Below are 17,641 nucleotides of genomic sequence, written 5' to 3' on the forward strand. Positions count from 1 at the left end.
CGGTGCGAATGCGGACCTCAGCCCAAATAGCCGAGCTGCTGCATCAAGGAGCCCCAACGGGTCTCCATCTCAGCGGCAATTTCCGGGTCCAGTTCCTCGCGCCACCCGCCGGGTCTGGCGACGCGGACAAATGGAATGTCGGAGCGGGGGTTCTTGCCCAGTGCGGCGGTGGTATCGCTTTGCTCGAGCGAGCGCATGCGGTTGGCGGTCGATGCTTCGACGGCGCCTTCCAGCATTTTCGTGGTCGCGGGAATTTTCAGAATATGGGCTATACGGCGCAATTCGCCGACCGGATCGGCATAGAGATTTTCGTAGCGCAGGAAGCAAAACCGGTCGTCAATCTGACGGGCGCCCATCCAGCTTCCGACATGTTCCGCCCAAGTGCCGATTTCTTGCCACTGGAGGCCTCCGTCGAGAAACAGACGGGCGAAATCCTTCATGGGCAAATCGTCGTCGATCGTTCTTTCGCGGCGACTGAAGTGATAATAGGACAGCAGCACGTCGCGCGGATCGCGGCATATGTAGAGAACGCGCCGATAGTCCGGCCGAAACGCTTCATGGCTTTTCAGAATGCGCGGCGTTGGCAATTGCGCCATCTTGCCCACGTTCAGACTGTAAATGTCGGGGACGAGCTGGTTGATGGTCGAAAAGGAAACATCGCCGCCGGGGTGCAGGAGATTCGCAATCAGGAATCGCAGCCAGGTATTTCCCGACTTCGGATATGAGCAGATGAAGGCGTCTTTGCGACTTGCCTTCTGACCTACTGCCGGATTTCTCTTGCCGGAGCGAATTCGGAGCTTCAGCGGTTTGAGATTGATCTGAAGTTGAATATTCATGCGGTCAAAATGTTCTCCCCTTGCTGCCGTTTCCACACCGATGATGTTCCATAGCAGCCGACGCCGGAGCCCCCTTGCTTCGACGTCATCATTAATCGAACGGCGGTTCGCCTTTATTCCGTCGCCATAATGCGAACGGAATCGATCTTTTTCAGGGCCAGTTTGTGACCATGTCGGGCATGCCTGATCACAGCCGTCGTCAGGACGACGTCAGTTGTAGATCGTGGTGATGGTCGTTAGATCGTTTGCCGTTGCGGGCCGGATGTAAACACCTATGGAGTGCTACTCCCTCAGCGATGAAAAGAGCGTCAGCTCTTTTTGAAATCGCCCGCGTGGTCGTGCAAAAGCTTTGCAAACCAGGCGCGAAACCGCGTGATGCCCGCCTGATCGAGGCCCGCATCTTCGGCGAGGTGGCGACCGATGATGGCATCGCCGAAAGCCGCATTCGCCGTCAGCATGGCCATAAACAGCGTATCTTCGCGCTCGGGCACGGGTTTGCCGGATTTGGCGGCGTCCTCGATGCGGCGCTGGTGCAGTTCGGAGGCGATCTCGGTCACCAATGTGCCCGAGGTGCTGCCGTCAGCCGAACGGCCGGTGAGGAGCATCCATGAAAGAAGCCGCGCGGTGCCGCGATCGCTCAGGGTTTCGAACACATTGGCGATCAGCTCGTTCGCCTCGATGGCCTGTTCGCTGTTCTTCTTGCTCTGCAGCGCCGCCAGCATCTTGTCGCGCAACTGGGCGGAGGTGCGCGCGATCAGCGCCCTGACCAGACCTTCGCGGCTTTCGAAGTGATGCAGGATTGCCGGGTGTGAAATACCCACGTCTCGCGCGATATCCTGAAGCCTGATGCCTTCGGGCCCCTGAGCGGCGAGGCGTTCTTCGGCTGCGTCGAGGATCAGCCGTCGCGCCTCTTCGGCGGAGCGGCGAATTCGCTTTCCCTCGCGCTTGCGCTCGACCGGACTGGCTGGCTCATCAAGGACAGGGTCCAGGCCCGTTTTGGCCGCGCTACTCACGTTCGTTAATCCTTTATTCTCTATTGACAATGGTGTCAGCAGGCACCATCTTAATGTCAGACCAGAGCCGTCTTCCGGCATCATAGCAAGGGTATCCAGGCGATGACGACCGTCCAGAGTGCGACCAATATCACAGGCTTTTCTGCTGGCGCTCCTCAAAAATACAAGCGCAAGCGGATTGAGCCGTTGAAGGCCTGGCGCGCGATCAAGGCGTTGATTGCCGACAAGGAAGATACGGGCCAGGTATTCAAAATTGTCGACGCGCTTTCGGGCGGCGCCGATGATCGCATGTATCGCCGTTTCATGACGACGGAAACCGGGCAGCGCGTTGTCGCCGAGAAGCGCGATCTGATTATGCTGCTCAATGATCGCGAGCGTCTGAAGAAGCTTCCCGAAGGCACGCTGGGCCGCACCTATTACGAATTCATGGCGGAAGAAAACCTGACCGCCGATGGCCTTGTCGCTGCAAGTGAAGAAGCGCCGCGTCGCAACGATCGTCCCGAAGGCGCGATGATTTTCGGCGACCGCATGCGCGACTCGCATGACTTGTGGCACGTGACGACCAGCTATGGCCGCGACGCTCTCGGCGAGTTGTCGCAGCTTGCGTTTTATTACGCACAGACGCGCAATCGCGGCATCGGCTTCATCGTGCTGGTCGGCGCAATGAATGCCCACAAGAGAGCGCCGCAGCTCGGCGTCTGGCGCGCCGTGCGCGAGGGCTATCGCCTCGGCAAGGCCGCGAAGTGGCTGCCTGCCGCCGACTGGGAAGCGCTGCTCGACAAGCCGCTTGCCGAAGTGCGCCAGCAGCTTGGCATGGGCGTTCCGTCCGTCTATCGCGAGATCGAGCCTATCGCTTCGGCGCTTGAGGGACAGATGTATAGCGAACAAAAGAAGGCTGCATAAGCCAGCGTTCGCCTGCATCGCCAATCCTGATATGTTGAATGCTCCGGGGCTTCCCCGGGGCATTTTTCTTTCGAGGACGACGTGATCACGGTTTACGGATTGAAGACTTGCGATACTTGCCGCAAGGCGCTTGCCTGGCTCAAGGGCGAGAAGATCGCGCATCGTTTTGTCGATGTGAGAGCGGACGGGATCACCAAGGCCGATGTCACGCGCTTTGCCAAGGCCGTCGGCTGGGAGAAGCTGCTCAACAAGGCGAGCACGACGTGGCGAGAGCTTGATGAAGGTGTGAAGGCCGATCTCAACGAAGCGCTTGCCATTGCGCTGATGGTCGAGCATCCGACGCTCATCAAGCGGCCCGTCTTCGATATGGGCGCAAAGATCGTCTCGGGTTTTCGCGACGCGGAAAAAGCGGCATTGAAAGCGGCGTCCAAATGACGATGAGAGGCCGCGCGCGGGCTGCGCCCTCGATCATGCTTCCGATCGAGACGCCGCGCCTCATCCTGCGGGATTTCCGCAAAAACGATCTCGAAGCCGTGCATGCCTATGCCTCGCTTGACGAAGTGTCGCGCTACCTCATCTGGGGGCCGAATTCGCTGGCGCAGAGCAAGGAGGCGATCGAAGGCTTTCTCGACGATCAGCGCGCGCGCCCCAGGGTGATTTTCGATCTCGCGATCACGCTGAAGCCGAAACGGGCGCTGATCGGCGGCGTGGGTTTGCGTTTCATCGACCAGTTCAACCGCACCGGCGAGATAGGCTATACGCTGCATCCGGAATTCTGGGGCTATGGTCTGGCGGTCGAGGCGGCGCGCGCGCTTCTCGATGCGGGGTTCAACGAACTTGGCCTGCGGCGGATCATTGCAGTCTGCGATCAGCGCAACAAGGCTTCGGCCCGCGTCATGGAGCGGCTTGGAATGCGCCGCGAGGGCGCTTTTCGCAGTTCGAAGCTCATTCAGAACGGGTGGCGCGATGAATATCTTTACGCAATACTGGCGGATGAGTTTCGCTAGTCGGTGGCGCGAATATCCGTGCCCCGCTTAATCAAAAATTCGATCCAGCCACCCCGGTCGCGCGTTTCGACGAGGTCGTGACCTGCTTCCGTGCAAAAATGCGGCATATCGATACGCGCTACGGGATCGGTGACGAATACACGCAGAAGCGTGCCGGGTTCGAGGTTGAGCAGGCGTTTTCGTGCGCGCAGAACGGGCAATGGGCATTGTTGCCCCATGACATCGAGAATGATCTCGGGCGTTCCGGTGTCATTGTCTCGCGCTTCCATATTATGCCCGCTCATTCGCTTCTCCTTCGCGCGCGGATGATGGCGGCAATCGCGCGAACTGTCACGTCTGGCGTGGTTTCCTTGACGGTCGGGTCGCGGGCCGGGCATAAAAACATATAGAACGCGTAAAACGCGGTGGATGGGGGAATGGAGGCAGCAATGGGTTTGTTCAAACGGATTGGTAACGAGATTATCTATCTGCGGGCGGCCATGCGTACGCTTGGGCGTCTCGGCGATATCTACAAGCATCCCGATCAAACCTTCCCCGATCTCATTGAAGGACTGGCCAGGAACAAGCCCAATAATATCGCGATCTATTACGAAGATCGGAAGATCACCTATCGCGAGCTTGATGCCGAGGCCAACCGCTATGCGCGCTGGGTGCAGTCGCAAGGCATGGGCCGGGGCGACACGGTTGCCCTGATGATGGAAAACCGGCCCGAATATATCATTTCGTGGCTCGGCGTTCTGAAGGCGGGCGCGTCGGCGGCGCTCATCAACACCAATCTCATCAAGGCGCCGCTTGCGCATTGCCTGAATATTTCGGGCGCGCAGCATCTCATTCTCGGCTCGGAACTGGCGGAAGCCTATGCGACTGCGGCCGATCAGCTCGAAAAGCCCATGCAGGTCTGGGCGACGGGCGGGCAGGTGCAGGGCATGCAGAACCTCGATGCGGCACTTGCGCAGCAATCGGGCGAGACGCTGCCCGCCGATACGCGCAAGGGCGTGACCATCGACGACAATGCGCTCTACATTTACACGAGCGGCACCACGGGAAATCCCAAGGCCGCGCGCATTCCGCATGTCCGCCTTCTGACCATGATGGTCGGTTTCTCGGCGGCGGCGAATGCGACCGAGAAGGACCGCATGTATATCGCCATGCCGCTCTATCATTCGGCGGGCGGCGTTTGCGCGGTCGGCACGACATTGACGGTGGGTGGTGCGATCATCATTCGCCGCAAATTCTCCGCACGCGAATTTTTCGTCGATTGCTACAAATACAAGGCGACGCTCGTTCAGTATATCGGCGAGCTTTGCCGCTATCTGCTCAATAGCGAGCCGAATCCGAAGGACCGCAAGCACAAGGTCAGGCTCGCCATCGGCAATGGCTTGCGCCCGGAAATCTGGCCGGCCTTTCAGAAGCGTTTCAACATTCCCCGCGTGCTCGAATTCTACGGCGCGACAGAGGGCAACGTTGCGCTGATGAACTACGACGGCACGGTCGGCGCTGTCGGCCGCATTCCCGGTTGGGCGAAGAAGCGTTTCAACGTCGAGATCGTGCGCTTCAATACCGAGACGGAGCAGGTGGTGCGCGGGGCCGATGGCTTCTGCATCAAATGCTCGCCCGGCGAAGCGGGCGAGGCGATCGGCAAGATTTCAAACGATCCCAATACGCCGACGGGCCGCTTTGAGGGCTATGCGAAAAAGGAAGAGACAGAGAAGAAGATCCTGCGCGACGTTTTCGAGAAGGGCGATTCCTGGTTCCGTACCGGCGATCTTCTGCGTCAGGACAAGCTTGGCTATTTCTACTTCGTCGACCGTATCGGCGACACGTTCCGCTGGAAGGGCGAAAACGTCTCGACGAACGAAGTTGCCGAGGCGATCTCCGTTTTCCCCGGTGTCAAGGAAGCGAACGTCTATGGCGTGTCGGTGCCCGGCACGGATGGGCGCGCAGGCATGGCCTCCATCGTCGCCGACAAGGGGCTCGATCTCGACAAGTTCCGCAAGCATATAGACCGGGAATTGCCGGAATATGCGCGGCCGCTTTTCATCCGCCTCAGTCACGAGATGGAAGTGACCGGCACCTTCAAGCATCGCAAGGTCGATCTCGTGAAGGAAGGTTTCGATCTCGCCGCGGTGAAAGAGCCGATCTATTTCAATTCGCCGGTCGAAAAGAAATTCGTGCCGCTCGATCCGATACTGCACGACCAGATCTGTTCGGGCACCTTCAAGCTCTGACACGAAAAAGGGCGGCTCATCGAGCCGCCCTTTCTGCATCTGGATTTGACGGCGCGATTACTGCGCGGCGTCGGGCTTCTTGCCGAGGCCCATGGCTTCGAGGATTTCGGGGCGGATGTTCTCGGTGCCCTTCTTCTCGATGTGCTGGGCGACGCGCGTGCCGACCGCCATCATCGCCTGACCCATGAAGGTTTCGCGATTGTCCTTTGCCCAGTTGAGCGAGGCGTCGCGATTTTCGTTTAGGCCCTGGAACTTCGGGAAGACGTAGCGCGCCATCAGCTCATAGGACTTCTTCGTGTTTTCGAAGTCGGCCCAGTTATGGGCGAGCTGAAGGAAGGCGCCGAAGCCGCCCGACTGCGTCTGCAGGCGTTCGATCTGGGCGATGGCATCGTCCGGCGTGCCGACAACGGCCATGCCCGAAGCGATGAGCGCATCGACGGGATCGGTGCCGTCGGTCGGTGCGAGCGGGAGGGCGGCGACTTCGCGGAAGTAGAAGAGCCACTTCTCAAGGCCGAAGCGCACATTCTCGCGGGCCTTTTCGCGCGTCTCGGCGATATGCACCGGGCCGACAAGACGCCAGGCATTGCGGTCGACGGTCTTGCCGTTGTCCTTGGCCGTGTCTTCGCTGATGGCCCAGTTCGTCGCCAGCGCGTTGAAGCCGCCGGCAGAAGTTGCGCCGATGGAGAGAAGGCCGAGGCCGTGCTTGCCGGCCGCGTTTGCGCCGGTCGGCGAGACCTGGCTTGCCACTGCGATCTCGACGCTCGGGCGCGAATAGGGCGTCATCTGCAGGCGGGCATTGTTCAGCGTGAACCAGTCGGTCTTTTTCGTGACGGTTTCGCCGCGCAGCAGAGGCACCAGCACGTCGAGCGCCTCGTCCATCATGTCGCGCTGCTTTGCGACTTCGATGCCCATCATGAAGGCGTCGGAGGGAAGCGCGCCGGGGCCGACGCCGAACATGACGCGGCCACGCGTGATGTGGTCGAGCTGGTTGATGCGGTCGGCCAGCATCAGCGGGTGATGATAGGGCAGCGAGGAAACGCCGGTGCCGAGCTTGATGTGCTTGGTGCGCTCGGCGACCGTTGCAATGAAGACTTCAGGCGAGGCGATGAGTTCGTAACCCGCCGAATGATGTTCGCCGATCCACGCCTCGTCATAGCCGAGGCGATCCATGTGCTGGATCAGCTCGATGTCGCGTTCGAGCGAGAGCGTCGGGTTTTCGTTCAGGGGGTGAAACGGCGCGATGAATGCGCCAAAGCGTAATTTCTGTCCTGCCATGTGTCGTTTCCTTGGTTTTGAAAATGTCTATGCATGCATAAAAGCTGGCGGCGAGCGGCCCGTCAATCTGCGGCGCTTTTGGCCTTTGCCTTGGCTTCTTCTTCCGCCTGATGCTTGACGATCGTCTGCATGGCGGCGTTCATGGCCTGACCGATGAATTCGCCCGCATTGTCCGTCGCCCATTTCAGCGAGGCTTCGCGCGCTTCATTGGCCCGATGGAACTTGGGCTTCACGTGACGGGCGAAAAGCTCGTAGGACTTTTTCGTGTTCTCGAAATTCGCCCAGTTGTGCGCGAGCATCAGATAGGCGCCGAAGCCCGGGATCTTCTTCTGCAGGCGTTCGATCTGCGCAATGGCGTCGTCTGGCGTGCCGATGATGCCCTGACCGCTTTCGATCATAGTGTCGATCGGGTCCTTGCCTTCCTTCACCTCAAGGCCCATCGGATTGATCGAGCCGAAATAGTGCTGCCATTTCGCAAAGCCGTAGCGCACCTGCTCGCGCGCTTCCTCGCGCGTTTCGGCAAGATGCATCGGGCCGACGAGGCGAAGCGCGGAGGGGTCCATGACGCGGCCATTTTCGGCCGCTGTGCGCTGTGCGACATCCCAGTTGATGGCGAGCGCGTCATAGCCTGCCGTATTCGTCGCCGCGACGCAGAGCATGCCGAGCTGGTGCTTGCCCGCGAGCTTGCCGCCTGACGGCGTGACCGAGCTTGCGACGGCGACTTCGGGATAGGGATCGCTGAAGGGGCGGAGCTGGAGCTTTGCATCCTGGAGCTTGAACCATTCCGTCTCGACACTGACGGTTTCGCCCTTGAAGAGGCGCAGGATCACTTCAAGCGATTCGACCATGCGGTCGCGCTGCTTGGCGACTTCGATGCCGAGCATATGCGCGTCGGACGGCAGCAGGCCCGGACCGGCGCCGAACATCACGCGGCCGCGCGTCATGTGGTCGAGCTGGATGATGCGGTTCGCGGTCATCAGGGGGTTGTGATAGGGCAGCGAGATGACGCCCGTGCCGAGCTTGATGCGGCTCGTGCGTTCCGCGGCGGCGGCGATGAAGAGTTCGGGGCTTGCAATGATTTCATAGCCCGCCGAATGATGCTCGCCGATCCAGGCTTCCTCGAAGCCCTGTTTGTCGAGCCATTCGATCAGTTCCAGATCGCGGCGAATGGCGAGCGTCGGGTCTTCATCCACGGGGTGGAACGGCGCGAGGAAAATGCCGCTGCGCAGTTTTCCGGTCATCTTGGTCTCCCTGTCGTTTGCGTTCTCGCTCAGGCCCTCTTTTTGAGGCCGTTCAGCGTGATATCGAGAATTTGTCTGCTTGCGCCGTTCGTGTCGGCATCGGGATGCTCGGGCCACCATGCGGCGATGGCGCTCCAGGTCGAGACGATTGAAATCGCGGCAATCTCCGGCGCGATGCCGTCGCGCAATTCGCCGCGTTCCTGTCCCCGGCGCACGATCTGCGTCACGAGATCGACGATGCTTTCATTGACGGCGGCAGCCTTGGAAAGAATGGTCGGCTGGTCGATGAATTCGCGCAGCATCTTCTGCATGACCGGCGCGTTGCTCTCCCAGGCTTCCCGGAATGCCGAGAGGAGGAGGAGAAGCTGCTCTTCCGCATTGCCCTGATGGCCCGCGAGGCGCTCCACCAGCGACAGCGTGATTTCTTCGTTGAAGTCCTGAAGCAGCGCGGCTTTGTTTTCGAAATGCAGGAAGAAGGTCGCCTTGGCGACGCCTGCGCCGCCGCAAATGTCTTCGATGGTGACGCCGTCATAGCCGCGTTCGGAAAAGAGGCGCATCGCGGTGCGATAGATTTCGCGACGCGTTCGCTCTTTCTTGCGGGCGCGGCGTGTGCCGCTCGGCGCTTCGTCAATCTGCTCGATCTCGCTAATGACGCTCTCCTCAGGGTCAATCGGTCCAAAACTAGACCGAAGTACAGTTTTCGCCAAGGCCATTTCTTTAAAGCCGTGGCGCCCTTGGTTACGCCGCCTGCGCGGTGCATTCAATGGCGGGTGGCAGCAGGGCTTTTCCTTACGGAAATGACATTGCAGCCCCTAGGGTCAATACCCTAAGACAAAGGCAAAGAAGAAGCATTCTTGCAAAACAGGGAGAAAACAATGGGACGGGTCAGCGGAAAAGTCGCTCTGGTCACGGGCGCAGGCAGCGGCATCGGGCGCGGCGCGGCACTGGCGCTTGCGGCTGAAGGGGCAACCATCGTTGCGACGGACGTGGACGATCAGGGCAATGCCGAGACGGTGGCGCTGATCGTGAAGGCGGGCGGCAAGGCGGTCGCGCTGCATCAGGACGTCACGAGCGAGACGCGCTGGGCGGAAGTCGTCGCCGAGATCAAGAAGAGCCAGAAGGGCCTCCATATTCTCGTCAACAATGCGGGCATCGGCATTTCCGCCGATATTTTTCAGATGTCTTACGCCGACTGGCAGCGCCAGATGGCAATCAACGTCGATGGCGTCTTCTTTGGCGTGAAGCACGGCATTCCGCTGATCGCGGAAAGCGGCGGCGGCTCGGTCATCAACATCTCATCCGTTGCCGGTCTTCAGGGCGCAGCCGGGCTTGCCGGCTATTGCGCGAGCAAGGGTGCGGTGCGCCTCTTCACCAAGGCCGTGGCGCTTGAATGCGCGCAGGCGAAAATGAATGTCCGCGTGAATTCGGTTCACCCCGGCATTATCGACACGGCGATCTGGCAGAAGATTCCGCAAGGCGGCGTCAGCTCGCTGCAGATCGAGGGCGCGCAGCCTGGCGCCAATGCGATCGATCCGAACGTGATTGCGGCCACGACGCCGCTTGGCTATGCGGGGCTGCCGTCTGACATTGCGGCGGGCATCGTTTTCCTGGCGTCGGACGAGTCGCGTTATATGACGGGCACGGAACTCATCATCGATGGCGGCATCACGGCGCGCTGATCGATTATCGGCTGAATCAAAAAGGCGGGGGCTGCAAGCCTCCGCCTTTGTCTTGTCTGCCTGTGCTGCTGATCAGTTGGCGATGCGCCAGGTTCCATCGGCGTCCTGGCAAGCGGTGCCGTAGGAGTTTTGATAGCGTCCGGCAACGCGCACCGTCGACTGATATTCGCGGCAATATTGCCCGTTATCGGAGCGATAGACGTCCGATGTCGGAACCGCCTGAACAGGCTGCTGATAGACAACCGGCGGCGCATAGGCCGGTGCGTAAACGACCGGCGGCGCGTAATAAGGCCGGTAGTAATAGGGCGGATAATAGCCGCCATAATAGCCGCCATAGTAGCTGCCATATCCGTACCCATAGGCAGGGAAGAGCGGGAAACCCAACCCTATGCCGATGCTGACGCGGCCATGGGCAAGGGCGGGTGTTTCCATCGCGCCGACTGCGAGAAGGGCGCTTGCGGCGACAAGCGCCAAGCCTGCCTTGCGGGCGGTCTGCATGATGTTCATGACTGCCTCCATGCGAAAATTCGTTGCAATGAATATACGCTTGAGCAGGCCGGAACGGTCGAGGCCGCAACATTAAATTTGTCGAATTTCCCCGTTTATCGGTGTGTTCAGGCCTTCATCACGAAGAAGCCGACACGCGGGAAATGCACGACCACGTCGCCCACGCGTGGATCGCTGCGTTTGATCGCGATGTGCTGGGCCGAGGATGACACGACTTCGCCGGTGATCGGGTCGCGGCCATAATCGTCGGCCATGACGGTGACGCGGTCGCCAGCCTTGATGGCGTTCGGTTCGTTCGGATCGGTTTGCACCTTTTCCGTCGAGGTCGCTGCCTTGGCGATGTCGAGCGCATCCTCGCGCGTGATTTCGTGGCGCGTGCCGTGGCCGATGGCCTTCACGCGGTTTTCCCATGTGGTCACACGCGGGAGCGTGTCGAGCAGTTTCGCGGCCGGCGGGTAAACCCAGCGAATGAAGGCGAGGTTGTAATAGGCGCTGGCGTCTGCGATGCCCGCTTGCTCGCCCATGATATAGGGGCGGCCGTCGCCGAGTTGTTGTTCGATCCAGTCGAGCTGCGCGCGCAATTGTTCGGCCATCATGGGCGCCGCCATCTTCATAGCATCGGCGTCGAAGGGGCGCCCGGTCAGCGCTTCGCGATCCTTGCGGAAGGCTTCGTTGGCAAGCTCGTTCGCGCCATCGGCCATGCCGCCGAAGACAACCGTGACTGTATTGAGGAAAACCGAGCGGTCGGTCCAGATGCCGAGGCCCCAGCCGATGCCGTTATCGCCGCGGACGAAGACGGAAGGCGCCGGGAAGCGGCGTTCCAGCTCACGAATGATGACCTGGCTGTCGCAATAAATATCGGCGCCGATCTGCATGACGGGAATCTTGCGATAACCGCCTGTCAGCGCCACGAGTTCGGGCTTGGGCATGATGACCGGCTCATCGCAGGCGTGCCATTCAAGCCCTTTGATGCCGAGTATGACGCGCACCTTTTCGGAAAAGGGCGAGACGTCATATTGATGCAGGATGATCGATTGCGCGTCGGCGGGCATTGGTTCGGCCTCTTATTGAAAATCGTTGCTGAAGCGAATGTTCTTTTTCTCAAGCCCGTCGAGTACGACCTGAACACCGCCCGAGCGGATCATCCATTCGAGGCGGTGGTCGCGATATTCGCGCTTGAAAAGGCCCTGTTTCACGATATCGGCAACGACTTCCATCGCCGAGATCGAGGTTGCGGATTCCTTCAGCGTCTTTGTAACGCTCTCGCGCGCCTTTGCACGCGCAAACCATTTGCCCAGCGCCGTGCCTTCGTCCGGCGCATTGCCGAAACCGGCGGAGCCTGCGACGTAGGGCACGACGGAGAGATCGCCCCAGCCGAAGCTTGCGCCGTTGAACCAGTCGCGGGTTCCAAGCTGGCGGCCGAGCCAGGCCTGCATCTTGTCCGTCTGCTCGTCGGCCTTCTCGCGCAGCACCGCGCCGAGTGCGCCCTCGGCACGGCGGAACCAGCCGATTTCGCCAAGGCCCCAGTTGATCGCCTCGTAATGGGTGTCGCAGACTTCTTCGAGCATGCGGGCACGGGCGCGGTCTACCGGCGATTGCGGCAGCATGGGCGGCGTCGGCCATTTGTCCTCGATATATTCAAGGATGATCGTCGAATCGAAAATGCTCGCATCGCCGTCGATCAGCGCAGGCACTTCACCGCGCGGGTTCGCGGTCATGAATTCGCCGCTCGTCTGGCCGGAGCCGATGGCGTCGGGCATTTTCAGATCGAAGGCGATGTTCTTTTCGCGGAGAGAAATCTTCACCTTCTGCGCATAGGGCGACAGCGGATGCTCGTAAAGCGTGACCATGTGGATCTCCCCGATCTGAATTTCTGGTTGGGGCGATCATCATGCCTCGCAGCATGCCTGTCCACGACTTGCTTGACGGTTCGGGTTCACGCTGGCGTGAGGTTCCCTAGCGGCAGGTCAGAGTGCCGAGATAGGCGATGATGTCGCTGCGGTTCTGTGCCTTGGCGATGCCTGCGAAAGGCATGAAGTTTCCCGGTACGGTCTTGGCCGGATTGGTGAGAAATCGGTCGAGGTTTTCCGGCGTCCAGACGAGCCCGCTTTTCTGCATGGCGGGTGAGTAATTGTAATCGGCCACGCTTGCGGCTTTGCGACCGACAAGATCGCAATGTTTGGAGCCGACGCTGTTTGCCTGCGGCATGTGGCAGGCGCGGCATTGGGAATAGAGCGTCTTGCCGTGTGCGGCATCGCCCGTTTCCAGCGCGGTTGCCGATGCAAGCGGCCAGAGCGCCGCTACGGCGATCAATGTGACGAGGCGCATATTGGCTCCTGAAAAAGGACGGAGCCCGATTTCTCAGGCCCCGCCAGTTGCACAGCTCGGACGTGCTATTCCATGAAGGCGGAGGGCACCGGCACCTCGCCAAGCGCGGAGCGCAGAACGGCCCAATGCATCGCCTCGTCGCCGAGGATGCTTGCGGCCGCCTTCGCAAGATCGCGGTTCTCAAATTGCGGCACTGCGCCCAGATAGGCGCTGATCGCGCCCTTCTCCAGACCGGCGGCGAACTGCAGAACATCGGTCTGCGACTTCAGGGTTTCCGCGGGGAAGCCGTAATCCTTCAGCGCCTCGACGGGCTTGCCGCCAAGCTTGCCGACAGTCTCGCGCAGCACATCGGCATGGCTCTTGTGATGGCCCTGGAAGGTGAGGGCGAGTTTCTTCACGTCAGGCTTCAGCAGGCCGCTTTCGGCGCCGAGCTGATAGGCGGCGATTGCCTGAAGCTCCGCACCGAGAGCGGTGTTGAGAATGCCGATATCGGTCGCGCTTGCGGCATAGGCCGATGTTGCGCGAACGAGCGTGCCGCCGCCTGCGAGCAGGGCAACCGCTGCAGCCGACAGCGTTGCGCCGCCGCCCGCGACGAGGACGTTGCGCCGGCTCATCTTCAGCTCCGGATGGGTATGATTGTCTCTATCGGGATTTGTCATTTTTCTCTCCTTGGTGAATTGGCCAAGCGGCATCGTTCGAAGGAGCGATGCTCTTCGGTTCGTTTCTCGATCGATCGGGTGTGGCCGCTTTTTTGAACCTGCGGCCTAGTCGGGCGGCAATTGCGGCAGACGGCCGCTTGCCGTTTGCAGGCGACTCAAAACATTCGCAACAATGCGATCGCAACGTGCGCCGTCGAAGCCGAAGGCGTCGGGAAGCGCCGCATCCAAAGCGTCTTTCAGTTCTTCGCGCAGAAGTTTGTTCGCCCGGTGAAGACGCGTCTTCACCGTGTCGGCGGGAATGTCGAGGACGCGCGCCGTTTCTTCCACGGAGAGTTCCTCAATCGAACGCAGGACAAACACGATGCGGAAATTTTCCGGCAGGCCATCGACGGCGCGCTCGATCAAGGCGCGGGCTTCGCTGCGCCGCTTTTCGGCATCGGGGGTCGGGAAAGGCGGGTTGGCGCCCGGCGCGCTTTCGCGCTCGTTTGCCTCATCGAAATTCTGGGGAACCGGCGGGCCGCGGCGGCGCAGCCGGTCGAGCGCTTCATTGGCGGCGATGCGGGCGAGCCAGCTTCCCAGCCGCGCGGGGTCCTGCAGCCGTTCCAGATGGGTGAAGGCGCGCAGCCAGCTTTCCTGCACGGCGTCTTCGGCTTCCGTTTCATTGCGCAGGATGGAGCGCGCGACGCGGAAAAGGCGCTGATTGTAGCGGCGCATGATGAGCTCGAATGCCCGCTTGTCGCCATGCCGCAAGGCGGCGACAAGCGAGGCATCGTCGAGGTCCACCAAAGACGGGCTCGGAAGGGGGGATTTTTGCTCTTCCAGGTTCATTGCCGTCATCCTCGCGCTTCCTGAAGGGGTTGCATATGAGAGACGAGATGGAAGCGCAAAAGGTTCCCGCAGCCCGAAACAAAGGCTAGAGGCGGCCTTTTGCCTTGGCGATGGCCGCCATCTGGCCGAAAAGGGTGGCGGCGTCATTGGGGGTGTTTTCGCCCGAAAACTCCTTGTAGAGCGTCGTGACGTTGACGACGATGCGCTCCCCGTCGCCCCAGCTGTCGTAGTCGGACATGTCTATGTCCTGCGTCGCCTCGAAGGCCGAAAGCCCGGCATCGTAGCGTTTTCTGGCCTCGTCGCGCGTATAGGCGAGATAGTCGCGGACCGCGCGCACGCCTTTTTTGTCGGTGATCGGCCCGTGGCCCGGCACGACCGTTTCGACATCCATGGCGATGATGCGCTCGCATGCCTCGATCCAGTTTGCGACCGGGCCTTCCCACATGATTGGGTGGCCTTCGATGAAAAGTATGTCGCCGGTGAAAACGACCTTGTCGGCTGGCACATAGACCAGCGCGTCGCCCGGCGTATGAGCCGGGCCGACATGCATGATCTTCACGGTCTTGTCCCCGACCTGCCGGGTGATTTCGGTCTCGAATGTCGTTGTCGGCAGGGTTTGCGTCACGCCCTTGAAGTCGAAGGCGCCGAAACATTTGGTGATGAAGCGGCCGAGATCGCCCAGTTGCGGGGCCATGTCGAGGAAGCCCGCGAGAAGCTGCGGCGGCTCATGCGTCATGGCTTCGGCGGCGAGCTTGTGCGCGATGATTTCCGCGCCCGCGCAGCATTCATTGCCGTTGCAGTGATCGCCATTGTGATGCGTGTTGACGACGGTGCCGATGGTTGCCGCCGCTTTCGGCTCGGCCTTCTTCATCGCGGCGAGCATTTCGCGCGTCAGCGGCACGTCGAAGAGCGTATCGACGAGAAGCGACTCGCCCCGATCAACGATCAGCCCCGCATTGGACCAGCCCCAGCCGCCATCCGGCTGCAACCAGGCATAGCCGCCATTTCCGAGGTCGTGCAGGCCCTTGGTATATTGATAGCGGCTCAGACCGAGGCTCATCTTGTTCTCCGTCGCGTTATGAAATTCCCGTCATGCCGCTGTCCACGGCCAGAATTTGCGCGTTCACGTAAACGGCTTCGTCCGACATGAAGAAGAGCGCCGCATAGGCGATTTCCCATCCCGTGGCTTGCCGTCCGAAAGGCGTCGGCGAGCGTCCGCGCGAGGGGCGGCCTTGCGTGGCCAGGCGCCCGAGCGGCGTATCGACAAGGCCCGGAGCGATGATATTGGCGCGAATGCCGCGCCGTGCGCCTTCAAGCGCGACATGGCGCATGAGCCCGCCCAGCGCCGCTTTCGATGCGTCATAGGAGGGGAGGCGCGAGCCGGCGACGAGACCGGCGATCGACGAGATGAAGATGATCGACGATCCCTCGGCGAGTTTCGGCAGGGCTTCCTTGCAGGCGAGCATCGGCCCGCGCAGATTGACGGCGAGCGCCTTGTCCCAGTCGTCGGCATTTGCACCCGCAAGTCCGAGCGCGCCGACGCCGATGCCGACATTGAGCACCATGCCGTCGAGGCCGCCCAGCGCTTTTTCGGCTTCCGCGATCATGCGCGTGATGTCGTCGGGTTTTGCCATGTCGGCGGTGATGACGCTGGCCTTGCCGCCTTCCCTGGCGATGGTGGCGGTGGTTTCTTCCGCCGACGCCTTGTTGATATCGGCGACAGCGACGGACGCGCCTTCGCGCGCAAAGAGCACCGACATGGCGCGGCCATTGCCGATGGGGTCGGTCGCCGCATCGACGACGCGCTGGCCGCCACCGACGATCAGGATCTTGCGGCCTTTCAATCGGCCGCGTCCCGGCGCCTCGCCGCGCGACTCAGCCGAGAGCGGCCTTACATAGCGTTCCCTGGGCGTTTCTTCGTCAGCCATTGCTCATGCTCCGCTTGATTTCTTCAAGGCCGCTTCCGGCGATGTCCGTTTCCTCGATCTCGATCTCAAGCGTTTCGAGATAACGGCAGACGAGCAGGTAGACGCCGATCACGATGACAAGCTCCTGAACGCCTGTATCCCCCAGATGTTGCCGCGCCACATCGAAGAGCGCCTTGCCCGCCTTCACATTTGCGACGAGATCGTCGGCAAGGGCGAGCGCCGCATTTTCGGCAGCCGTGAATGCGGGCGATGGCAGATCGCCGCTTGTCGCCTCGATGCGCGCTTGCGAAAGCCCCAGCACGCGCGACACGCGGATATGCTGGTGCAGCTCATAAGCCGAGCCGCAAAGATGGCCGACACGCAGGATGACAAGCTCGCGCAGCTCCGCATCGAGAACACCCTCATTCAGATAGGCGTTGATGAGCGACATGAAGGGCGCGAAGGAGGGGCCGCTGCCCGCCAGCATCTTGAAGATGTTGAGCGCGGGCAGCGTTTCCAGAAGTTTCCGGTTCGCCTCCGGCAATGTCGCCGGATCGGGATAGGGCAGGCGTGCCATGCTCAGGCCTTCATGCCGGGCAATTTGACGCTCGGCTCCTTGCCTTTTTCCTCGATATCGACGTCGAAGGTTTCGAGGAAATAGCAGGCTGTCGTGTAGAAGCCGATGGTGATGACCAGTTCCTGCATCTCCTTGTAGGAGAGCTTCTCGAGCAGCGGATTGAAGGTGGCGTCCGACGCACGGGTGTTTGCCACCACATCGTCGGTGAAGCGCATCACGAGGCGTTCCAGCTCGTTGAAGGCCTTGGCGTCCGGGCCTTCATGGATCGCCTTGATCGTTTCTTCGGGCATGCCGAGCTGGCGCGAAATGCGCTCATGCTGGTGTACCTCGTATTTTGCCTTTTTCAGCACGCCGACGCGGACGATGGCGATTTCGCGCAGGATCGGGTCGAGCTTGGCATGCATCAGGATCGCATTGCCGAACTTCGTAAAGCTGTCCAGCATGTCGCCGGAATGGCCCATCATCTTGAAGATATTGAGCGGCGGAAGTTTCTTGTAGGCTTCCTTGGCGCGGCCTTCGGCCTTTGCCGGATCGAAATACGGTATGCGGGCCATGCTGGTCCTCCCTGTGGATTGCCGTAGCGTTTTTCTTGTTGCGATCAGTCTAGCGGCGGCGGGCCGCCCGTCCAGCCCGGCGAGCGCTTGCTCCGGGCC

At 60.9% G+C, this 17,641-nt stretch carries 21 protein-coding genes; 5 read left to right on the top strand and 16 right to left on the bottom strand.

The window, feature by feature from the left end:
* Nucleotides 1–17: 17 nt before the first annotated feature.
* Together WA943_RS14125 and WA943_RS14130 are read right to left on the bottom strand one after the other, a co-directional pair.
* Nucleotides 18–872: a sulfotransferase domain-containing protein gene (locus tag WA943_RS14125; RefSeq protein ID WP_424470528.1), complete on the bottom strand. Its 855-nt coding sequence runs from the start codon at nt 870–872 to the stop codon at nt 18–20.
* Nucleotides 873–1,144: 272 nt separating this feature from the next.
* Nucleotides 1,145–1,849: a TetR/AcrR family transcriptional regulator gene (locus WA943_RS14130; protein WP_424470529.1), complete on the bottom strand. Its 705-nt coding sequence runs from the start codon at nt 1,847–1,849 to the stop codon at nt 1,145–1,147.
* A gap of 102 nt (nt 1,850–1,951) precedes the next feature.
* On the opposite strand from WA943_RS14130, the gene WA943_RS14135 reads away from it, so the two are divergent.
* From WA943_RS14135 to WA943_RS14145, 3 genes are all read left to right on the top strand, one after another.
* Complete coding sequence (locus tag WA943_RS14135) at nt 1,952–2,752, top strand: Coq4 family protein (protein WP_424470530.1); 801 nt, start codon at nt 1,952–1,954, stop codon at nt 2,750–2,752.
* Nucleotides 2,753–2,833: 81 nt separating this feature from the next.
* Nucleotides 2,834–3,187 (top strand): Spx/MgsR family RNA polymerase-binding regulatory protein, encoded by a 354-nt coding sequence (locus WA943_RS14140; protein ID WP_424470531.1) that lies wholly within the window; start codon nt 2,834–2,836, stop codon nt 3,185–3,187.
* Complete coding sequence (locus WA943_RS14145) at nt 3,184–3,759, top strand: GNAT family N-acetyltransferase (RefSeq protein ID WP_424470532.1); 576 nt, start codon at nt 3,184–3,186, stop codon at nt 3,757–3,759. The genes WA943_RS14140 and WA943_RS14145 overlap by 4 nt, the downstream gene beginning before the upstream one ends.
* Here WA943_RS14145 and WA943_RS14150 read toward each other — a convergent pair.
* Nucleotides 3,756–4,043 carry a sulfurtransferase TusA family protein gene (locus WA943_RS14150; protein WP_424470533.1) on the bottom strand — a complete coding sequence of 96 codons (288 nt, stop codon included), beginning with the start codon at nt 4,041–4,043 and terminating at the stop codon, nt 3,756–3,758. The two genes, WA943_RS14145 and WA943_RS14150, sit on opposite strands and share 4 nt — an antisense overlap.
* Before the next feature lie 144 nt (nt 4,044–4,187).
* On the opposite strand from WA943_RS14150, the gene WA943_RS14155 reads away from it, so the two are divergent.
* Nucleotides 4,188–5,987, top strand: a complete 1,800-nt coding sequence (locus WA943_RS14155) for a long-chain-acyl-CoA synthetase (protein ID WP_424470534.1) — start codon at nt 4,188–4,190, stop codon at nt 5,985–5,987.
* 57 nt (nt 5,988–6,044) lie between these two features.
* Here WA943_RS14155 and WA943_RS14160 read toward each other — a convergent pair whose 3' ends face one another.
* The 3 genes from WA943_RS14160 to WA943_RS14170 all read right to left on the bottom strand — a co-directional run bounded on the left by WA943_RS14160 (nt 6,045) and on the right by WA943_RS14170 (nt 9,210).
* Entirely contained in the window at nt 6,045–7,262 is a 1,218-nt protein-coding gene (locus tag WA943_RS14160; protein WP_424470535.1) for an LLM class flavin-dependent oxidoreductase, read from the bottom strand.
* Nucleotides 7,263–7,324: 62 nt separating this feature from the next.
* The gene (locus WA943_RS14165) at nt 7,325–8,503 is read right to left on the bottom strand and encodes an LLM class flavin-dependent oxidoreductase (RefSeq protein WP_424470536.1); all 1,179 of its coding nucleotides are present in this window, start codon (nt 8,501–8,503) and stop codon (nt 7,325–7,327) included.
* A gap of 29 nt (nt 8,504–8,532) precedes the next feature.
* Complete coding sequence (locus WA943_RS14170; RefSeq protein ID WP_424470537.1) at nt 8,533–9,210, bottom strand: TetR/AcrR family transcriptional regulator; 678 nt, start codon at nt 9,208–9,210, stop codon at nt 8,533–8,535.
* Between the two features lie 168 nt (nt 9,211–9,378).
* Here WA943_RS14170 and WA943_RS14175 point away from each other — a divergent pair, with 168 nt between their 5' ends.
* Complete coding sequence (locus WA943_RS14175; protein WP_424470538.1) at nt 9,379–10,182, top strand: SDR family NAD(P)-dependent oxidoreductase; 804 nt, start codon at nt 9,379–9,381, stop codon at nt 10,180–10,182.
* Nucleotides 10,183–10,254: 72 nt separating this feature from the next.
* Here WA943_RS14175 and WA943_RS14180 read toward each other — a convergent pair whose 3' ends face one another.
* From WA943_RS14180 to WA943_RS14225, 10 genes are all read right to left on the bottom strand, one after another.
* Complete coding sequence (locus WA943_RS14180; RefSeq protein ID WP_424470539.1) at nt 10,255–10,689, bottom strand: hypothetical protein; 435 nt, start codon at nt 10,687–10,689, stop codon at nt 10,255–10,257.
* A 107-nt stretch (nt 10,690–10,796) separates the two neighbouring features.
* Nucleotides 10,797–11,741, bottom strand: a complete 945-nt coding sequence (locus tag WA943_RS14185; protein ID WP_424470540.1) for a glutathione S-transferase family protein — start codon at nt 11,739–11,741, stop codon at nt 10,797–10,799.
* A gap of 12 nt (nt 11,742–11,753) precedes the next feature.
* Complete coding sequence (locus WA943_RS14190) at nt 11,754–12,539, bottom strand: glutathione S-transferase family protein (protein WP_424470541.1); 786 nt, start codon at nt 12,537–12,539, stop codon at nt 11,754–11,756.
* Between the two features lie 106 nt (nt 12,540–12,645).
* Nucleotides 12,646–13,017: a c-type cytochrome gene (locus WA943_RS14195; RefSeq protein WP_424470542.1), complete on the bottom strand. Its 372-nt coding sequence runs from the start codon at nt 13,015–13,017 to the stop codon at nt 12,646–12,648.
* A 65-nt stretch (nt 13,018–13,082) separates the two neighbouring features.
* Nucleotides 13,083–13,676, bottom strand: coding sequence for a ferritin-like domain-containing protein (locus tag WA943_RS14200; RefSeq protein WP_424470543.1), 594 nt, complete (start codon nt 13,674–13,676; stop codon nt 13,083–13,085).
* 105 nt (nt 13,677–13,781) lie between these two features.
* Complete coding sequence (locus WA943_RS14205) at nt 13,782–14,513, bottom strand: RNA polymerase sigma factor (RefSeq protein WP_424470544.1); 732 nt, start codon at nt 14,511–14,513, stop codon at nt 13,782–13,784.
* Nucleotides 14,514–14,589: 76 nt separating this feature from the next.
* Entirely contained in the window at nt 14,590–15,564 is a 975-nt protein-coding gene (locus WA943_RS14210) for an MBL fold metallo-hydrolase (RefSeq protein WP_424470545.1), read from the bottom strand.
* Nucleotides 15,565–15,580: 16 nt separating this feature from the next.
* A complete protein-coding gene (locus tag WA943_RS14215; protein ID WP_424470546.1) occupies nt 15,581–16,432 on the bottom strand; it encodes an SDR family NAD(P)-dependent oxidoreductase in 852 nt (283 codons plus the stop codon).
* Nucleotides 16,425–16,988 (bottom strand): carboxymuconolactone decarboxylase family protein, encoded by a 564-nt coding sequence (locus tag WA943_RS14220; protein ID WP_424470547.1) that lies wholly within the window; start codon nt 16,986–16,988, stop codon nt 16,425–16,427. The genes WA943_RS14215 and WA943_RS14220 overlap by 8 nt, the downstream gene beginning before the upstream one ends.
* Nucleotides 16,989–16,990: 2 nt before the next feature.
* Nucleotides 16,991–17,542, bottom strand: a complete 552-nt coding sequence (locus WA943_RS14225; protein ID WP_424470548.1) for a carboxymuconolactone decarboxylase family protein — start codon at nt 17,540–17,542, stop codon at nt 16,991–16,993.
* Nucleotides 17,543–17,641: the final 99 nt, after the last annotated feature.

Origin of the sequence: Parvibaculum sp., assembly GCF_049651025.1 — a bacterium.
In the GTDB taxonomy this organism is placed as follows: domain Bacteria; phylum Pseudomonadota; class Alphaproteobacteria; order Parvibaculales; family Parvibaculaceae; genus Parvibaculum.